The organism is Rhizobium sp. SEMIA 4085 (genome assembly GCF_013004495.1).
GTDB lineage: Bacteria > Pseudomonadota > Alphaproteobacteria > Rhizobiales > Rhizobiaceae > Rhizobium > Rhizobium gallicum.
In genome coordinates, this window is the sequence record NZ_JABEPH010000083.1 from 1 (window position 1) to 18,587 (window position 18,587).

Below are 18,587 nucleotides of genomic sequence, written 5' to 3' on the forward strand. Positions count from 1 at the left end.
AAGGCACCGTCCCGCTCTTCAGCCCCACACGGGTGGGCGGTACCCGGCCCGGTTCCTCATGACATACCCGTCCGCAGCGGCGGGTGGGTACCCTGAAAGCGGAAGAAATTCTCTCGCAGATCCTGCTTGCCCTCGACCGGCTTGGCGATTTCCCGGACCGAGATATTCCCCTCGGCGCCATGGTGCCGTCGGAAGGCCGCAAGGTGAGCAACATCGTCATGATGGGAATGGGCGAGCCGCTCTACAATTTCGATGCGGTCAAGCAGGCACTGCTGATCGCCACGGATGGCGACGGGCTTTCGCTGTCGAAGCGCCGCGTCACGCTTTCTACCTCCGGCGTCGTGCCCGAGATTTTCCGCACTGGAGACGAGATCGGCGTCATGCTGGCAATCTCGCTGCATGCCGTGCGCGACGACCTGCGCGACATTCTCGTACCGATCAACAAGAAGTATCCGCTAAAGGAGCTGATCGAGGCCTGCCGGGCCTATCCAGGGCTTTCGAATGCGCGCCGCATCACCTTCGAATATGTGATGCTGAAGGACGTCAACGACAGTTTGGAAGATGCAAAGGGGCTGATCCAGCTCCTGAAAGGCGTGCCTGCCAAGATCAACCTGATCCCGTTCAATCCCTGGCCGGGCACGAACTACCAGTGTTCTGACTGGGCGCAGATCGAGAAATTTGCCGATTTCATCAATTCGGCAGGTTACGCCTCGCCAATCCGTACGCCGCGCGGCCGCGACATTCTCGCCGCTTGCGGCCAGCTGAAATCGGAATCCGAGCGCATGCGCAAGACCGAACGCCTGGCATTCGAGGCGATGATGATCGCCAATCACGGCGTGGACGACTGATCAGCAAGTTTGATCCTTGCAGCAGTTCTTTGCGATTGATTGCGGCGCGGGGTTTTCCTAGAAGCCCATCATTACCGATGGAGGTTTCTCATGCGTTTGATCTCGCTCGCCGTCGCGGCGGTTCTTGCCCTTACCTTGCCTGCCAAGGCTGATGGCGTCACGGTCGCTGTGACGGCCATCGTCGAGCACCCGGCTCTCGATGCCGTGCGCAAGGGCGTCCAAGATACGCTTGCCGCGGCAGGCTATAAGGAAGGTGAAAATCTCACGTTCCGCTTTGAATCCGCACAGGGAAATCCTGCCACCGCCGCGCAGATCGCCCGCCAGTTCGCAGGCGAGGATCCGAACGTCATCGTGCCGATCTCCACGCCGTCGGCGCAGGCTGTGGTTTCTGCGACCCGCGACATTCCAGTGGTCTTCACTGCCGTTTCCGATCCGCTCGGCGCCCAGCTCGTCAAGGATATGGACAAGCCCGGCGGCAACGTCACCGGCCTTTCCGACATGTCGCCGGTTGCCGAACATGTTGCGCTGATCAAGGAGATCCTGCCTGCCGCCAAGACGATCGGTTACCTTTACAATTCCGGGGAAGCCAATTCCGTGTCGTTGCTTGCGGCCTTGAAGGCTGAGGCGGAAAAGGCCGGTATGGGCGTTGTTGAGTCCGCAGCGACGAAGTCTGCGGAAGTCCAGGGTGCTGCGCGCGCGCTGGTCGGCCGTGCCGATGCGATCTACGTCCCGACCGACAACACGATCATCTCGGCTTTGGAGGGTGCCGTAGCCGTTGCCGAAGAAAGCAAGCTGCCGCTCTTTACGGCGGATACGGATTCCGTCTCACGCGGCTCGATTGCAGCGCTCGGTTTCAACTATTACGACGTTGGCAAGCAGACCGGCGACGTCGTGGTTCGTGTCCTGAAGGGCGAAAAGCCGGGTGATATTCCGGTCAAGGTTGCCGCCGGCAGCGATCTCATCATCAACACCGCCGCGGCTCAGAAGATGGGCGTTAAGCTACCGGAAAGCGTTCTCAAACGCGCCAATCGCGTCATCGAATAAGCACCAGCTTTCGCCATTATCGATATTGCGCTCGGCCGCTCCTGTTTCTAAACGGGAGCGGCTGATGATATTCATGCCTGACGATTGACGGGCAAAACGAAGAAAAGAGGGTCGACCGCCTTGAGTGAGATCGCATTTTGGGGTGCCGTGGAGCTTGGGCTTGTCTACGCCTTCGTTGCTCTTGGCGTTTATCTCGCCTTCCGCGTCCTCGATTTCCCCGATTTGACAGTTGATGGCTCCTTTCCCCTCGGCGCGGCGGTGACAGCGGTTCTGATCATTGCCGGCGTCAATTCTTGGCTGGCAGCGCTGGTTGCGATGATCGCCGGTGCTGCGGCCGGCGTAGTGACGGCACTCCTCAATGTGCGCTTTCGGATTCTCAACCTGCTTGCCTCGATCCTCACCATGATTGCGCTCTTCTCGGTCAATCTGCGCGTCATGGGCAAACCCAATGTCGCGTTGATCAATGCCGACACGATGATCAGTCCGTTCTTCGGTCATGGCCTTCGCGACTTCTACGTCCGGCCGCTTTTTGTCGGCGTTCTCGTCGTCATCGCGTTGATCGCAGTCTGGCGCTTCCTCGAAAGCGATGCCGGGCTTGCGATGCGGGCAACGGGTGCAAATGCGCGGATGGCGCGGGCGCAGGGCGTCGACACCAGCAGGCAGATCTATCTTGGCATGGCGATGTCGAATGCTCTTGTTGCGCTCGGCGGCGCGCTCTTTGCGCAGACGAACGGTTTTGCCGATGTGACGTCCGGTGTCGGTACCATCGTGGTCGGCCTTGCCGCCGTGATCATCGGTGAAACCCTGCTGGGCCGCCGCGGGTTGTTGATTGCGCTCATCGGCTGTGTCTTCGGCTCGATCATCTACCGCATAGCCATTCAATTGGCGCTTTCCACCGACATGATCGGTCTCCAAGCTTCCGACCTTAATTTCGTGACGGCCGTTCTCGTGACCATCGCGCTCATTCTTCCCCGACTTCGCCGCGGAGGAGCCCCAACATGATCAGCATCGAGGATATCAAGGTCGTTTTCGGCAAGGGCACGCCGCTGGAGAAGCGGGCGCTAAGCGGCGTCAGCCTCACCATCGAGCAGGGCTCCTTCGTGACCGTCATCGGCTCCAATGGTGCGGGTAAATCGACGCTGCTCGGTGTTCTCGCCGGCGACGTTCTGGCAAGCGAGGGGAAGGTGCTGATCGGCGATACCGACGTGACGCGCAAACAGACGGCTGCGCGGGCGGGGCTTGTCGCACGCGTCTTTCAGGATCCACTGACCGGAAGCTGCGGCTCCCTGTCGATTGAGGAGAATCTTGCTCTTGCCGCTCGGCGCGGCGAGCGGCGCGGATTGGTGGCGGCCCTCGGCCCCAAGCGCCGCGATCTTTTCCGCGACCGGATCAGCGAACTGAACCTCGGTCTCGAAAATCGTATGGCTGATCGCATGGATCTGCTTTCCGGCGGCCAGCGGCAGGCGGTTTCCCTGGTCATGGCGACGCTGGCAGGCTCGGAGGTCTTGCTGCTCGACGAACATACGGCCGCACTTGATCCAGGCATGGCGGAATTTGTCATGGGCCTCACGGACAAGATCGTCTCAGAGCGCAAGCTGACCACGCTGATGGTGACCCATTCCATGCGCCAGGCGCTGGACTACGGACACCGCACGGTCATGCTGCATGGCGGCGAGATCGTGCTGGACGTCAGCGGCGACAGTCGCAAGGATCTGCAAGTCGAAGACCTGATCGCGATGTTCCGCAAGATGCGCGGACAGACCCTGGACGATGATGCACTGCTGATCGGCTGAGCGGGCGCGATCAGCGTGCCTGCGTGAAAAATATCTTTACAGCGAAGATCGAGAAGACCCCCGCGAAAGTGTAGTCCATTCCGCGCAGGATCTTGCTGTTCTTCTGCAGCCAACCCGCAAGCCAGTCGGAGGCGAGAACCACAAGCGCGTTCACCGGCATGCCGATGAGGATGAAGAAAAAGCCGAGGAAGAGCAGCTTGTGCGTGACCGCCGGATCGCCCGCGCTTACGAATTGCGGCAGGAAGGTCATGAAGAATATGATGACTTTCGGGTTCAGAAGATTGACCCAAAAGCCGACGGAAATATTGGAAAGCAGCGTGCCCTTGGCTTCGCTGACCTGCTCGACCGAAAGCTTCGAACCGAAACGGATCGCTTGAAGAGCCAGCCAAAGAAGATAGGCAGCACCTCCGGTTTTGAGGATCAGGAAGGCGGTCGGCGAGGCGGTGATCAGCGCCGAGATGCCGAAAGCAACCAGCATCGTATGGACCACGATGCCGAGGCTGGTGCCCAAGACGACGTAGAGTGCCGGCTTCTTGCCTTGAGACAGAGCGCGGCTGATCGAGAGCGTCATGTCCGGTCCGGGCGTGGCCGCAAGAAGCAGGCTGGCCGCGGAAAATGCGAGAAGGGTCGGAATGCTCGGCAAGAAGTCCATGGCACACTCTGAAAGCTGATAAGAGTTAGTCTTCTTATCCAAGTTTCAGAAAATTACCAATCAATCCTGATGATCCGCCTATCGCTTTTCTTCAAGGAAAGCCTTGAACCTGTCGGCATAATCCTTGTGCCAGCGCGAAAGCGGCGGGCGGTTTTCGATGATGTCGCCGATCGCCCAGGCCATGCGGCGCTCGTCAAGGGGACGGGGGACGTCGTTGTCCGGACAGAGGATATAGAAGTCGCCGCGCTCCAGGCTTTCGATCATGAAATCGACGGTCTGTTCCGGTGTCCAGGCGGCCGCGGGTTTTTCGGTGTGGTCACCCTTTGTAAGGCCAGTGAAGACAAAGCCCGGGATCAGAAGATGGGCAGATATCTTCGAGCCTTCGGTATTGCGCAGTTCGTGCTCGAGGGCTTCGGTGAAAACCTTCACGCCTGCTTTCGACACATTGTAGGCAGGATTGCCCGGAGGAGTCGTAATGCCCTGCTTGGAACCGGTGTTGATGATGAGCCCGGGCTCGCCATGTGCCAGCATCTTCGCTCCGAAGACCCGCGTGCCATTGATGACGCCGAGGAGATTGACGCCGAGGATGCTGTCCCAATTTGCCTGAGCGCTGAAGATCGAGGTTTGCGGACCGATGCCGGCGTTGTTCATCAGCACATGGACGCGGCCGAAGCGTTGAACGACAGCTTGTTCGACCGCCTCCAGCGAAGACTTGTCGCAAACGTCCGTCTTAACTGCCATCACACGCTCCTGGCCGGCAATGGCTTCGAGTTCGCCACGAGCCGTTGCCAGCCGGTTGCCATCGCGATCGGCGATGACGACGCTCATACCCGCCTCGGCAAAGCGCTTTGCCGCCGCAAGGCCGATGCCGGATGCGCCACCGGTGATCACCGCGACATTGGGCTTCTTGAGAATCTCCTGAATATTCGTCACGGGACCGGCCTCCTCAATCATTATTCGGACGCAGCCAGATATGGGTGCGCGTTTCGCGCAGTCAAACATCAAGCGTGCTCTGCCGGGAAAATCCTTGCCCTTGCGTCACGCGACAATCTCGCTAAAAGTGCCCGCGACACCGGGCTTTGCCGCCCATATGCAACGGACCTCATCATCATGGCATCTAAGAAAGACGTGAAAAAAGTCGTGCTCGCCTATTCCGGCGGTCTCGATACCTCAATCATCCTGAAGTGGCTGCAGACCGAGCTCGGCGCCGAAGTCGTGACTTTCACGGCCGACCTTGGGCAAGGGGAAGAGCTCGAACCGGCGCGCAAGAAGGCCGAGATGCTCGGCATCAAGGAAATCTACGTCGAGGACGTGCGCGAAGAGTTCGTAAAGGACTTCGTCTTCCCGATGTTCCGCGCCAATGCTGTCTATGAGGGCGTCTATCTGCTCGGCACCTCGATCGCCCGTCCGCTGATTTCCAAGCACCTGATCGATATCGCCCGCAAGACGGGCGCCGACGCGATCGCCCATGGCGCGACCGGCAAGGGCAACGACCAGGTCCGCTTCGAGCTTTCCGCCTACGCGCTGAACCCGGATATCAAGATCATCGCGCCGTGGCGCGACTGGGCGTTCAAGAGCCGCACCGAGCTGCTGGCATTTGCCGAACAGCACCAGATCCCGGTTGCCAAGGACAAGAAGGGCGAAGCGCCGTTCTCCGTCGACGCCAACTTGCTGCACTCGTCCTCCGAGGGCAAGGTTCTTGAGGATCCGGCGCAGGAAGCCCCGGAATATGTGCATATGCGCACGATCTCTCCGGAAACCGCGCCCGACAAGGCAGCCGTCATCAAGGTCGGTTTCGAAAGGGGCGACGCCGTTTCGATCAACGGCGTTCGCATGAGCCCAGCGACACTGCTCGCCACGCTCAACAGCTATGGCCGTGACAACGGCATCGGCCGTCTGGACCTCGTCGAAAACCGTTTCGTCGGCATGAAGTCGCGCGGCGTCTATGAGACGCCCGGCGGCACGATCCTGCTTTCAGCGCATCGAGCGATCGAATCGATCACGCTCGACCGCGGTGCAGCACACCTCAAGGATGAGATGATGCCGCGTTACGCAGAGCTGATCTATTATGGCTTCTGGTTCTCGCCGGAGCGGGAAATGCTGCAGGCGCTGATCGACAAGAGCCAGGAGCATGTCGAAGGCGAAGTGACGCTGAAGCTCTACAAAGGCAATGTCATGGTCATCGGTCGCGAGAGCCCGAAGTCGCTTTATTCCGACAAGCTGGTCACCTTCGAGGACGATCAGGGTGCCTACGACCAGAAGGATGCCGCGGGCTTCATCAAACTGAACGCACTGCGCCTGCGCACTCTCGCCAAGCGCAACCTCAAGAGTTAAGCGTGTCTCAATACGCTTGAGAAGAGGCCTGCCGGCGAGCGGGCCTCTTCTTTGGGTTGTTGCGGCGCTTGACGGATTGCCGGGTTAGCATAGTCTGCGCCTTTGATCCTTCGGAGCTTTTGCCATGACGCAATCCCTGCTCGTCGGCACCTTTCTGGCGGCTCTCTTTTATGTGCTCATTCCGGGCCCTGCGTTCCTTCAGCTTCTCGGGATCGGCGCCGGGCAAGGGCGAAAGGCTGGCGCCTTCTTCATGATGGGGCATCTCGTCGGTGATATTCTCTGGTCGGCGCTGGCGCTGGTTGCGATTGTCGGCGCGAGAACGATAGGCACCTTCGTCTTCGATCTGCTCGGATTGCTCTGCGGTTTCTATCTCGCTTGGATCGGCTGGAGCGCGGTAACGGCCAAGCCGAAAGGCGACGGGCGGGCCCTGGTGACAGTGAAGCGGCCCTTTCGCCGCGGGCTGATTTTCGGTGTGACCAATCCGAAAGGTTACCCGGTGGCGCTTGCGACCTTCACGGCATTGGTTGCCGGTTCGGCCGGTGCCCTCGATTTCGAGGCTTTGCCGCTGCTTCTCAGCGTATCCTTCCTAGGCTTCGTGACTGCCGATCTCATTCTTGTCGCCATTATAGGCGCAGGCGCCGTGCGGCGTTTCTACCGCGCGCATGAGCGGCTGATCGTCCGCTGCTCCGGCGTGCTCTTCATGGGATTTGCAGTCCAAGCACTCTGGCACGCAACGCCCGGCCTGCTTGCATGGCGCAAGGCCTGACGGCGCCTACGCGTTCAGGAAATTCACGATCGATTTCAGCGTCTTTAGGCTATCGGAATCGCCGATCGACATGGCGATCTGCAGCTGGTTTTCATAATAGTCGCGGAAATTGAACAGCGTGCCGTCGGTGATCGCGGTCAGATCGATCACATTGCCCTGCACATCGATGGCATGCATCGGCAACGGCTCGGAAATCGCCGCAAACGTGTTCTGGTCGATCCCGCCGGTGTCGTAGCTTTGGCGCGCATGGCTGCGCAGCTCGCTCGGGCTCATGGCAGCGAAGTCCGGCCCTTCGACTCGATTGTCTTCGACCTTGAATATCGCTGAAGCTGCCGCTCCGGCGTCGATTCCTATATCTTCGGTCTTCGAACTTTTTGCGTTGTTCTGGCTGTTCTTAAAAAGCAAACTCTGAGAAGACCGCACAGAAAAAATTTCCATGGCGCATGTCCCCTTGCGGAAAGAGTGGCTCAAAACTAGCGCCAGCGCGCGAGTCGCGTCAATCGTTAGCGATTGGTTAATTCTTATGTATCAATTCTTGCCCGTCAAATCTTGCGAGGGCAAGCAATGCGAATCTCGCAGGCGGCATACCAATGCGGTGATGCCTTGCCTATATTGCCGTTTCCAGCCTCTGCATAAAGGACGTCAGCATGCCTTCCACACAAGAGTTCAATCCGGCGCTTGTCAACTGGAACGGGCTTCATGGCCTGCCTCGCTTCGAGGCGCTGAACGACGGTGATTTCGCCGCTGCCTTCGATGCCGCTCTCGCATCTCATGAAGTGGAAATCGACGCGATCGCCACAAACGGGGAAGAGCCCACATTCGAGAATACGATCGTCGCCCTGGAGATTGCAGGCGATGAGCTTTCGCGTGTTTCGGCGCTGTTCTGGAACCGGGCGGGGGCCCACACGAACGATACAATCCAGGCACTGGAGCGCGATATATCGCCAAAAATGTCGCGCCACTATTCCAAGATCGGAATGAATGCTGCGCTTTTTGCACGTATCGATATGCTCTGGGAGGATAGGGAAAGTCTCGGACTGACACTTGAGCAGACACGTGTGCTGGAGCGCCACTGGAAGAGCTTCGTAAAATCGGGCGCCAAGCTGGTGAAGGCCGAGCAGGAGAAGCTTGCGGCAATCAACGAAAAGCTTGCAGGCTTGAGCACGCAGTTCGGACAGAACGTGCTGGCCGACGAAAGGAACTGGTCGCTGGTCCTTTGCGAAGGACCCGAGCTCGCAGGCCTTCCGGATTTCCTGAAGGACGCCATGGCGGCGGCAGCGCGCGAGCGCGGCGAAGAGGGAAAGTTTGCGGTCACTTTGTCGCGCTCGATCATCGAACCGTTCCTGACCTTTTCCGAACGGCGCGATCTGCGCGAGCAGGCCTTCAGGGCATGGGTCGCACGCGGCGAGAATGGGGGCGAGACGGATAATCGCGGCATCATCCGCGAGACGCTGGCCCTTCGCGGAGAAGTCGCGAATCTTCTCGGATATGGCAATTTTGCGGAACTGAAGCTCGACAACACGATGGCAAAGACGCCAGCCGCCGTAAACCATCTGCTGCGCGCCGTCTGGGCAAGAGCCGTCAAACGGGCGCTTGACGAAGAGGCCGATATCGCAAGGCTGATTGCCGAGGACGGCAAGAACCATGAGGTCATGCCCTGGGATTGGCGCTACTATGCCGAAAAGATCAGGGCCAAGAGGTTCAATTTTTCCGAAGCCGAACTGAAGCCCTATCTGCAGCTCGAAAAAATCATCGATGCCTGCTTTGATGTCGCCGGCCGACTCTTCGGCATTCGTGCCGTCGAGAAGAAAGGGGTCGCCGCCTATCATCCGGATGTGCGCGTCTTTGAAATTCGCGATAGCGAAGACAAGCTGGTTGCGCTTTTCCTGGGGGATTATTTTGCCCGCAGTTCCAAGCGCTCCGGCGCCTGGATGAGCGCGTTCCAATCCCAGCATAAACTCCCACTGAAGAATGGGCATCAGGGCGAACTGCCGATCATCTACAACGTGTGCAACTTCGCAAAACCGGCCGAAGGCAGGCCGGCACTGCTTTCGCTGGACGATGCGCGCACACTCTTCCACGAATTCGGCCATGCGCTGCACGGCATGCTCTCGAACGTGACCTATCCCACTGTGTCGGGCACCTCCGTTTCGCGCGACTTCGTGGAACTGCCATCCCAGCTTTACGAGCACTGGCTGACAGTTCCCGCAATTCTCAAGCAATATGCCGTGCATTTCGAAACCGGCGAACCTATGCCGCAGGAGCTGCTCGACAAGGTGCTTGCGGCCCGCACCTTCAATGCCGGGTTCAACACGGTCGAGTTCACTTCCTCGGCGATTGTCGATATGGAGTTTCACACGCGCGACAATGTGGAAGACCCGATGGCGGTGCAAAATCAGGTACTCGCCGAACTCGGGATGCCGAAGGCGCTTGTGATGCGCCATGCCTCGCCGCATTTCCAGCACATCTTCTCCGGCGGTTATTCGGCAGGCTACTATTCCTATATGTGGTCGGAAGTGCTCGATGCAGATGCTTTCGCCGCTTTCGAGGAAACCGGCGACGCCTTCAACAGTGAGATGGCGCAAAAGCTCAAGGACAACATCTATTCCAGCGGCGGCTCGATCGATCCGGAAGACGCCTATAAGGGATTCCGCGGCAAGTTGCCGAGCCCCGAGGCAATGCTCGTCAAGAAGGGCCTTGCCACATTCGAAGAGCTTTCGGGCAGCGACGCGTAAGGCGGCCCTTAACAAAATTGTCGCCGAAGTTTCGGAAAACCGTCATGTCATCTTCAAGAGACTGACATGACGGCCGCTCTAGGCTTGTTGCGAGAGATTCGATCCCGCTCTCGAAGCAAGCCGAATGAGCCATGGCATGAAACTGACGGACACGACGCGCCGCCGCTTCCTTTCTTCGATCGGCGCAGTCGGCGGCTTTGCGGCAGCCAGCCTCGTGATGCCATATTACGCGCGAGGATCTTCGAGCCGCCCCATCTTCACGTCAGGCGTTCAATCCGGTGATGTAGACGCAACGTCAGGCATGATATGGACGCGTGTCGACCGGCCATCGCGGCTCTTCGTCGAATATTCGACGAGCGACAAATTCGCGAATGCCGTCAGATTGGCCCCGATCGACGTCACACCGGAGGCCGATCTTGCGGGTAAGCTGCTGCTGCGGGATCTGCCGCCGGACCATGACATCTTCTACAGGTTTGCGGCCGCCGACCTGCAGGACGTCAACAGCGTCTCCGAACGAATTCACGGCCAGTTCCGCACCGCGCCTTCCAACAGGCGGACGATCCGCTTCGCATGGTCGGGCGATACGGCGGGGCAGGGATGGGGGATCGACGACGAGGGTATGCGCACCTATCAGACCATTGCCTATCACCGCCCCGATTTCATGATCCATTCCGGCGATACGATCTATGCCGACAATCCAATGCCGGACGAGATCCGGTTGCGTGACGGCGGACTGTGGAAAAACAGGATCGTGATCGAGGAGAAGCGCGACATCGCGCAAACGCTCGATCAGTTTCGCGGACAGTGGAAATACAATCTGCTCGATGAACATGTGAAGGACCTGAATGCGGTCTGTCCGGTCTTCTATCAATGGGACGACCACGAGATTTTAAACAACTGGTCGCCTTCGACCGACCTTCGCGACAATGATCGCTACAAGGAAAAGTCCGTTTTGACGCTGGCAACTCGGGCAAGCCGCGCCTTCCATGAGATGACACCAATCCGCTACATTGCCGCCGAACCAGGGCGCATCTACCGCAAAGTCTCATATGGTCCGCTGCTCGATATATTCTTCGTCGATCTGCGATCCTATCGGGGGCCGAACGACCATGGCCTGGATCAGGTCCTGACGGCGAAGTCCCGCATCCTTGGCGAAGGGCAGGTCGCATGGCTGAAGCGCGAACTGGTGCGCTCGACGGCAACATGGAAGGTGATTGCCTGCGATATGCCGTTCGGACTTGTCATCTGGGATGATTACGGAAAGCGCCGAGGCAGCGAGTCCTTCTCTAACGGCGACAATGGAGCGCCGCTCGGGCGAGAGTTGGAATTTGCTGATCTGCTGCGCTTCATCCGCGATGCGGCGATTTCGAACATCGTCTGGCTGACGGCTGACGTCCACTACACTGCGGCGCATTATTACGATCCGGCCAAGGCGAAATTCCGGGAGTTCTTGCCGTTCTGGGAATTCGTCTCCGGGCCGTTGCATTCCGGGACCTACGGAGCGCAGGAGCTCGACATGACCTTCGGCCCAGAGGTGCGGTTCATTAAGGCCGCGCCTGGCGGTGCGGATACCAATCTGCCACCGTCTGCTGGCCTTCAGTTCTTCGGACTGGTCGAAATCGACGGGCAGACCGAGCAGATGACCGTGCGGCTGATGGACAGAAACGATACCGAACTCTGGCGGACGGTCATCGACCCCCAACATGTGAGCTAGGCCCACATGGCCGCTATCGCCCTTCCCCCCTTTCGCAAACGCGAAAAACACTGTATGAGCGCGCCAAACGTAATTGGCGCTTTCCCTTGAACGTAGCGCCTCAGCCTCAGAGATTTGAAACATATGGCACTTCGCAACATCGCGATTATCGCTCACGTTGACCATGGCAAGACGACCCTGGTGGACGAGCTCCTGAAACAGTCCGGCTCGTTTCGTGAGAACCAGCGCGTTGCAGAACGCGTGATGGATTCGAACGACCTTGAAAAGGAACGCGGGATTACCATTCTCGCCAAGGCGACCTCGGTCGAGTGGAAGGGTGTCCGCATCAACATCGTCGACACTCCGGGCCACGCCGATTTCGGCGGCGAAGTTGAGCGCATTCTCTCGATGGTGGACGGCGCGATCGTGCTGGTCGATGCTTCGGAAGGTCCGATGCCGCAGACGAAGTTCGTTGTCGGCAAGGCGCTGAAGGTTGGTCTTCGTCCCATCGTCGCGATCAACAAGATCGACCGTCCGGACGGCCGCCACGAGGAAGTGATCAACGAAGTCTTCGACCTGTTTGCAAACCTCGACGCGACTGACGAGCAGCTCGACTTCCCGATCCTTTACGGTTCTGGCCGTGACGGCTGGATGAACGTCAACCCGGAAGGCCCGAAGGACCAGGGTCTCGCACCACTTCTCGACCTCGTGCTCGAGCATGTTCCTGAGCCGACCGTTCACGAAGGTCCGTTCACGATGATCGGCACGATCCTCGAAGCCAACCCCTTTCTCGGCCGTATCATCACCGGCCGCATCAATTCCGGATCGATCAAGCCGAACCAACCGGTCAAGGTTCTGCATGCCGACGGCAAGACGATCGAGACCGGCCGCATTTCCAAGATCCTCGCTTTCCGCGGTATCGAGCGTCAGCCGATCGAAGAGGCGCATGCAGGCGATATCATCGCGATAGCCGGCCTCTCTAAGGGCACGGTTGCCGATACTTTCTGCGACCCGTCGATCACCGAGCCGCTGCAGGCCCAGCCGATCGATCCGCCGACGGTCACCATGTCCTTCATCGTCAACGATAGCCCCTATGCCGGCACAGAAGGCGACAAGGTCACCTCGCGCGTCATCCGCGACCGTCTGTTCAAGGAAGCTGAAGGCAACGTTGCGCTGAAGATCGAAGAATCTTCCGAAAAGGATTCGTTCTTCGTATCGGGCCGCGGCGAATTGCAGCTTGCGGTTCTTATCGAGACAATGCGCCGCGAAGGCTTCGAGCTGGCCGTTTCGCGTCCGCGCGTCGTCATGCACAAGGACGAAGCAACGGGCGAGATGCTCGAGCCGATCGAAGAAGTCGTCATCGACGTCGATGAAGAGCATTCGGGCGTCGTGGTGCAGAAGATGTCAGAGCGCAAGGCCGAAATGGTCGAGCTGCGTCCGTCGGGCGGCAACCGCGTCCGTCTTGTCTTCTTCGCACCGACCCGCGGCCTGATCGGCTACCAGTCAGAACTGCTCACCGATACGCGCGGCACGGCCGTGATGAACCGCCTCTTCCACGACTATCAGCCATACAAGGGTGAGATCGGCGGCCGCGTCAACGGCGTATTGCTTGCCAACGACTCCGGCGAAGCTGTGGCCTATGCTCTCTTCAATCTTGAAGACCGCGGTCCGATGATCATCGACGCCGGCGAAAAGGTCTATGCGGGCATGATCATCGGCATTCACAGCAGAGACAACGACCTCGAAGTGAACGTGCTGAAGGGCAAGAAGCTGACGAACATCCGCGCCGCCGGCAAGGATGAAGCCGTCAAGCTCACGCCGCCGATCCGCATGACGCTCGACCGTGCGCTGTCCTGGATCCAGGATGACGAGCTGGTCGAAGTGACGCCGAAGTCGATCCGTCTGCGCAAGATGTATCTCGACCCGAACGAGCGTAAGCGTTTCGAAAAGGCACGCTACGCCTAAGCGATTCTAATTGCTGACATTTCATACCCCGGCCTGGCGCCGGGGTTTTTTGTTGTGCGGCCCGCTGATTCCGTCTTGTGACAATCGTTAAAAAAGCGTTAAATTTTGCTCAGCGTCCACATGTTAAGTCTGTGGGCAAACGGCCGAAACGCATCATCGCGTATGGTTAATTGCCTGCTGGAAGACCAGAGTAAGCGTTATGAAGACGTTGTCGATCGATGTCCGGCGGGCAGAACCGCATGATGCCCAAGCCATTTCCGAGGTGCATCGCCTCGCCTGGCAGCACACCTATGCCGGGATCATTCCACATCGCGCTTTGACGCAGATGATCGAGCGCCGCGGCGAGAACTGGTGGCGCAAGGCGACGCGCGGTCCGGCAACCCTCCTCGTTCTCGATGTCGCCGGCACGGTCGCAGGTTATGCCACACTTGGCCTCAATCGAGCTCGAGCGCTGCCGCAGGAAGGCGAGATCTACGAGCTCTATCTTCGTCCTGAGTACCAGGGCATTGGTCTTGGGCGCATGCTGTTCGGCGAGGCTCGGCGACTCCTGAAATCACTCGGCTGCAAGGGTATGGTGGTCTGGTGCCTGGAGGAAAACGAGAATGCCAGCCAGTTCTATCGTGGCCATGGCGGCATTGACTTCTGCGAAGGCATGGAAAGCTTCGACCACAGGCAGCTGAAGAAAATCGGCTTCATCTGGAACTGAAAAGCCCAGCCTCCGTCTTTTTAAACAGCGCTGCACCGCTTTGAGGCGGCAGCTGAAAATGGGCGCCCTGCTCCTCGATATTGCAGACGAATCTTGAACATCCCGAACAGCAAATGTTGCGTTGCGGGATGAAACGGACTATTTGGCTGCGAACAATTCACCTCGTGGGAGTTTTCGTATGCGCATCGACGCCATTTCCATCGGCAAGAATCCTCCGGAAGATGTCAACGTCATCGTTGAAGTTCCGGTCGGCGGTCACCCCATCAAGTATGAAATGGACAAGGAAGCCGGCACGCTGGTCGTCGACCGCTTCCTCTACACGCCGATGACCTATCCGGGCAACTACGGCTTCGTGCCGCATACGCTTTCGGAAGACGGCGATCCGATCGATGTCCTGATCGCCAGCACGCGTCCGCTGGTTCCGGGCTGCGTCATCAATGTCCGCCCGATCGGCGTTTTGAAGATGGAAGACAATTCGGGCAAGGACGAGAAGATCATCGCCGTCCCGTCGCCGGCCCTTACGCTGCGCTACGAGAAGGTGAGGGACTACACCGACCTTCCTGAGATTACCTTGAAGCAGATCGAACACTTCTTCGAGCACTACAAGGACCTGGAGCCCGGCAAGTGGGTGAAGATTTTCGGCTGGGGCGATTCGAAGGAAGCCGGTCAGCTGATCCTCGAAGCCGTTGAGCGCGCCAAGAAGGCGAAGTAAGACGCTATAGCTTCAGAAGCTTTTCGAGCCTTTCCATCAAGTCCTCCCGACCGCTACCGATCCGGAGGACTTTTTTGCGCGATGTATCGCCCGACATCACTTGAATCGAGGATTTCGGAATGCCGAGGGCCTTGGACAGAAGCGCGATCAGCGCCTGGTTCGCTTTTCCCTTCTCAGGAATCGCTGCGACACGGATCTTAATGTGGCACTCGCCTTCGGCATCGGCCTCGATGCCATCGATCGCGTCGCGCCCGCCATTCGGGGTCAACCGAACGGCGAGTCGTATATGATCATCGAATATCTTCCAGGCGGAGTTCACGCCACCAGCGGGAAGATGGTGTTCCACATCAGCGAGCGCAGGAAGAAGATAATCAGCAGCAGAATGATCGGCGAAATGTCGATGCCGCCGAGATTCGGCAGCAGCCGGCGAATCGGCCGCAGCAGCGGCTCGGTGACATTATAGAGGAACATGCCGACCGAATTGACGAACTGGTTCGAGGAATTGATGACGTTGAAGGCGTAAAGCCATGAGAAAATGGCACTCGCAATCAGCACCCAAGTATAAAGATTCAAAGCCAAATCAATGGTTTGAAAGAGGGCAATCATCTTGGTCTCCAGTTCGTTGCTGACAGACATGTATCCATTGGCGGCTAAACGGGCAAGTGCCGCGTGAAAACCCGCGGCGAATCACGCTTGGCGAACCCGCCCAGTTCATGCGTCCGGCTTTTTCGCAGCAGATAACGAGCAGCGCAATGGGAAAGCAGCAGCGCTTGGTCTCAAGTGGATTGATGCGCGCTATGCGGACAGCGCAGCTATGGAGCCCGGTACGGCCTTAGCCGTCTTGCCTTCAAAGACGATATCGAGAAATTCGGTCAGCCACGCCTTGAGCGGTGCATCGAAGAGCATTCGGCCCTCCAGATGTTCCCGGCCCTGCTGCGCGTTCGGCAGAATGAAACGGTGGGCGCCGTGGACGACCCAGCGATGCATCATCACGCGGGTGAGCTCTGCGTGGAATTGCAGCGCCCAGGCGTTCCCGTTGTAGCGAAAGGCCTGGTTGGGATAGGTATCGCCTTCCGCAAGCAAATGGGCGCCGTGCGGCAGATCGAAGCCCTCGCGATGGAAATGGTAGACCATCTTCGGCCAGTGCATCAGCAGCCGGCCCTTTTCGGTCGGGCGGAGCGGATACCAGCCGATTTCGGTCGAGCCGTCCGCATTCGACTGCACCTTGCCGCCAAGATGGCGCACCAGCATCTGCGCTCCAAGGCAGATTCCGAGGAACGGGCGGTTTTCCCTGAGTGGAATGTCCAGCCAGTTGATCTCGCTCTTTATGAATTCGTCTGGATCGTTTGCACTCATCGGCCCGCCGAAGACGACCGAACCGGCATGGTTCTCCAGCGTAGTGGGCAGCTTGTCGCCCAGAACCGGGCGGCGAATGTCGAGGTTATAGCCCTTGTTGGCCAGGAGCTGGCCGACGCGGCCTGGGCTGGAGCGTTCCTGGTGCAGGATGATCAGTATGGGGCGCTTGTCGCGTTTGATCGGACGGTCAATCGGCATCGTCTTGCACCACCACCGTATCGGTCACCCGTGCGGCTGCCTCCTGACGTTTCTGGATGCGCTCGCGGGAGGAAACACCCAAGAGATCGGCGATCCGCCAAATAACGTGGTCCTCCATCTCGCTGCGTTCGCCGTCGGCATAGACGATGTCCCAGAGAATGCCGATGAGTTCCAGCCGTTGCTCGGTATCGAGATGGCGTTTCAGGTCGGAGGTGAAGCGGTAATAGTCGACGGCGCTGCTCTCGGCTTCCTGGCCAGCCGCAATCACTGCCTCAAGCGGCTTTCCGTCAAGGCCGTACTGCTCCTTGAGCAGTTTGCGGAGCCGCTTCTTTTCGCTGTCCTTGATCTTACCGTCCGCTTCCATCACTTGCATGCAGAGAGCGGCAACGGCAATGCGGGGATCGTCAGGGCTAAAACCCTTCTTGGGGTTGTTTGCGGTGAGCTTTTGGAAGAATGCCTGAAAACGTTCGAACATGCGGATTTTATTCCATTTCAGAAAAGGCGGAGTCGTGTCTTGGGTTCCGGTTCCGCCTTCATGTTGCGAACGCCAGGGTCGTCCGGCATTCCATAAAAGGGTTTCGGCTCTGGCTGTGCGGCAATCGGCTCTGGCTGTTTGGACGCCGTCGCGGGCAAGCCAGGCTTCGGTGCGGCAGCAGGAGCCGGCCGCGCGGCCTCTGCAATCGTCGCGGCGCGCTCCAGTTCAATGATGCGATGATCGTTGGCCGGGCTTTCTGGCCGTGTCTCGCGAACGGGCGGCAGGGTCTTCAGCGCGGTATCGATCGAGACGGCGGAGCCGTCCTCGATCGGTCCTTCAAGCTGACCGAAGGGCGCCTTCCATTCGAAGGCGTCGAGACGGCCGGTGAGGGGTGAGACGGGAAGCCATTTGTCCGAAACGAAGCCGTCAGCCACCCAGGCCGGATCGCGCGGCGCCTTCAGCGCCTGCGCCAGCCAGTGGCGTATACGGCCTTGGTCGCCGGTCTCGGCTTCCTCGATATCAGCAAGCAGCAGGAAGGCCGCTTCACGCGGCTGCATGCGCGCTGCCGCTTCGGCCTTGGCCCTGGCCTTGGCGAAATCCTGCGCATCGAGAGCCGCCTGTGCGACCACCAGCAGGGATTCGACGTTGTTGGGGCGCAGGGCTTCCAGCCGTTCGGCTCGCTTCAGGCGATCGACGGCGGAATCGCCGCTTCGGGCAAGCACATAGGTGCGGCCGATCTCGGGGTGTGGCCCTGCCTTCCAGGCCTGTTCGAGGATTGAGGCGGCCTTGCGCAGCTTGTCGTCACGGAAAAGCGCCTTGGCGGCAATGATCGCGGCCGGTTCGAAATCGGCAATGAGCTTCAGCGCATGCATCGCGTCGTCGCGCGCACCGGCCGGATCGCCTTCGAGCTTGTCGCCGGCGCGAGCCGTCAGCAGAACTCCGCGCAAGCGTTCCGCATCCTGCTTTTCGACGACACGCGCGGCCTTCTGTTGCTCAAGAAGCAGGATGGCGTCGTCCCAGCGGCCGGCCTGGCTGCGGTATTCGAGCGTCGCCTGCGCTGCCCAGGGCAGGTAAGGCGCGCTGTCGGCCGCCTTTTCGGCATATTGGCGTGCGGCCTCGTTGGCGCCGAGGCGCTTGGCCTCGAGATAGAGCCCGCGAAGGCCAAGTTCACGTGTTTCCGGATCGTTGGCCATCGCTTCGAACTTGGCACGGGCTTCGTCCTTCCGGCCCACTCTCACGGACGCCTGCGCTTCTCGCACGCTGCTCGTCGACTCCTGCCGCGCGCCGCTGAGTCCGACGCGCGCGGGTGT

General features: G+C 59.3%; 18 protein-coding genes and 1 pseudogene. 11 read left to right on the forward strand and 8 right to left on the reverse strand.

The window, feature by feature from the left end:
• The 4 genes and pseudogenes from rlmN to C9413_RS11180 form a co-directional block, all read left to right on the forward strand.
• A pseudogene (rlmN, locus tag C9413_RS11165) lies at positions 1-848 on the forward strand (23S rRNA (adenine(2503)-C(2))-methyltransferase RlmN); the annotation flags it as partial.
• Positions 849-938: 90 nt separating this feature from the next.
• Positions 939-1,892, forward strand: coding sequence for an ABC transporter substrate-binding protein (locus C9413_RS11170; RefSeq protein WP_039846382.1), 954 nt, complete (start codon positions 939-941; stop codon positions 1,890-1,892).
• A gap of 120 nt (positions 1,893-2,012) precedes the next feature.
• Positions 2,013-2,894: an ABC transporter permease gene (locus tag C9413_RS11175; RefSeq protein ID WP_039846381.1), complete on the forward strand. Its 882-nt coding sequence runs from the start codon at positions 2,013-2,015 to the stop codon at positions 2,892-2,894.
• Positions 2,891-3,685 carry an ABC transporter ATP-binding protein gene (locus C9413_RS11180; protein WP_039846380.1) on the forward strand — a complete coding sequence of 265 codons (795 nt, stop codon included), beginning with the start codon at positions 2,891-2,893 and terminating at the stop codon, positions 3,683-3,685. Before C9413_RS11175 ends, C9413_RS11180 begins: the two co-directional genes overlap by 4 nt.
• Before the next feature lie 10 nt (positions 3,686-3,695).
• Here the strand turns inward: C9413_RS11180 and C9413_RS11185 are convergent, their stop codons facing one another.
• Both C9413_RS11185 and C9413_RS11190 read right to left on the reverse strand, forming a co-directional pair.
• Entirely contained in the window at positions 3,696-4,337 is a 642-nt protein-coding gene (locus tag C9413_RS11185; RefSeq protein WP_039846379.1) for a LysE family translocator, read from the reverse strand.
• A gap of 78 nt (positions 4,338-4,415) precedes the next feature.
• A complete protein-coding gene (locus C9413_RS11190) occupies positions 4,416-5,270 on the reverse strand; it encodes an SDR family NAD(P)-dependent oxidoreductase (RefSeq protein ID WP_039847031.1) in 855 nt (284 codons plus the stop codon).
• Between the two features lie 177 nt (positions 5,271-5,447).
• On the opposite strand from C9413_RS11190, the gene C9413_RS11195 reads away from it, so the two are divergent.
• Both C9413_RS11195 and C9413_RS11200 read left to right on the forward strand, forming a co-directional pair.
• Entirely contained in the window at positions 5,448-6,671 is a 1,224-nt protein-coding gene (locus tag C9413_RS11195; protein WP_039846378.1) for an argininosuccinate synthase, read from the forward strand.
• A 124-nt stretch (positions 6,672-6,795) separates the two neighbouring features.
• Positions 6,796-7,437: a LysE family translocator gene (locus C9413_RS11200; RefSeq protein WP_039846377.1), complete on the forward strand. Its 642-nt coding sequence runs from the start codon at positions 6,796-6,798 to the stop codon at positions 7,435-7,437.
• 6 nt (positions 7,438-7,443) lie between these two features.
• Here C9413_RS11200 and C9413_RS11205 read toward each other — a convergent pair whose 3' ends face one another.
• Complete coding sequence (locus C9413_RS11205; protein WP_039846376.1) at positions 7,444-7,875, reverse strand: hypothetical protein; 432 nt, start codon at positions 7,873-7,875, stop codon at positions 7,444-7,446.
• Positions 7,876-8,084: 209 nt separating this feature from the next.
• Between C9413_RS11205 and C9413_RS11210 the strand changes: the two genes are divergently transcribed.
• The 5 genes from C9413_RS11210 to ppa all read left to right on the forward strand — a co-directional run bounded on the left by C9413_RS11210 (position 8,085) and on the right by ppa (position 15,248).
• Complete coding sequence (locus tag C9413_RS11210) at positions 8,085-10,172, forward strand: M3 family metallopeptidase (RefSeq protein ID WP_039846375.1); 2,088 nt, start codon at positions 8,085-8,087, stop codon at positions 10,170-10,172.
• 136 nt (positions 10,173-10,308) lie between these two features.
• Complete coding sequence (locus C9413_RS11215; protein ID WP_170250454.1) at positions 10,309-11,886, forward strand: alkaline phosphatase D family protein; 1,578 nt, start codon at positions 10,309-10,311, stop codon at positions 11,884-11,886.
• 123 nt (positions 11,887-12,009) lie between these two features.
• Positions 12,010-13,830 carry a translational GTPase TypA gene (gene typA, locus C9413_RS11220; RefSeq protein ID WP_022717387.1) on the forward strand — a complete coding sequence of 607 codons (1,821 nt, stop codon included), beginning with the start codon at positions 12,010-12,012 and terminating at the stop codon, positions 13,828-13,830.
• 199 nt (positions 13,831-14,029) lie between these two features.
• Positions 14,030-14,536, forward strand: coding sequence for a GNAT family N-acetyltransferase (locus tag C9413_RS11225; RefSeq protein WP_039846374.1), 507 nt, complete (start codon positions 14,030-14,032; stop codon positions 14,534-14,536).
• Positions 14,537-14,714: 178 nt separating this feature from the next.
• The gene (gene ppa / locus C9413_RS11230; protein ID WP_022717389.1) at positions 14,715-15,248 is read left to right on the forward strand and encodes an inorganic diphosphatase; all 534 of its coding nucleotides are present in this window, start codon (positions 14,715-14,717) and stop codon (positions 15,246-15,248) included.
• Between the two features lie 4 nt (positions 15,249-15,252).
• Here the strand turns inward: ppa and C9413_RS11235 are convergent, their stop codons facing one another.
• The 5 genes from C9413_RS11235 to C9413_RS11255 all read right to left on the reverse strand — a co-directional run.
• Entirely contained in the window at positions 15,253-15,567 is a 315-nt protein-coding gene (locus C9413_RS11235) for a DUF167 domain-containing protein (protein ID WP_039846373.1), read from the reverse strand.
• Positions 15,564-15,854 (reverse strand): YggT family protein, encoded by a 291-nt coding sequence (locus C9413_RS11240; protein WP_028739981.1) that lies wholly within the window; start codon positions 15,852-15,854, stop codon positions 15,564-15,566. The genes C9413_RS11235 and C9413_RS11240 overlap by 4 nt, the downstream gene beginning before the upstream one ends.
• A gap of 189 nt (positions 15,855-16,043) precedes the next feature.
• The gene (locus C9413_RS11245) at positions 16,044-16,802 is read right to left on the reverse strand and encodes a glutamine amidotransferase (RefSeq protein WP_039846372.1); all 759 of its coding nucleotides are present in this window, start codon (positions 16,800-16,802) and stop codon (positions 16,044-16,046) included.
• Positions 16,792-17,277 (reverse strand): TerB family tellurite resistance protein, encoded by a 486-nt coding sequence (locus tag C9413_RS11250; RefSeq protein WP_039846371.1) that lies wholly within the window; start codon positions 17,275-17,277, stop codon positions 16,792-16,794. The genes C9413_RS11245 and C9413_RS11250 overlap by 11 nt, the downstream gene beginning before the upstream one ends.
• 17 nt (positions 17,278-17,294) lie before the next feature.
• The coding region (locus C9413_RS11255) for a heme biosynthesis protein HemY (RefSeq protein WP_170250455.1) at positions 17,295-18,587 on the reverse strand (1,293 nt) is incomplete at its 5' end.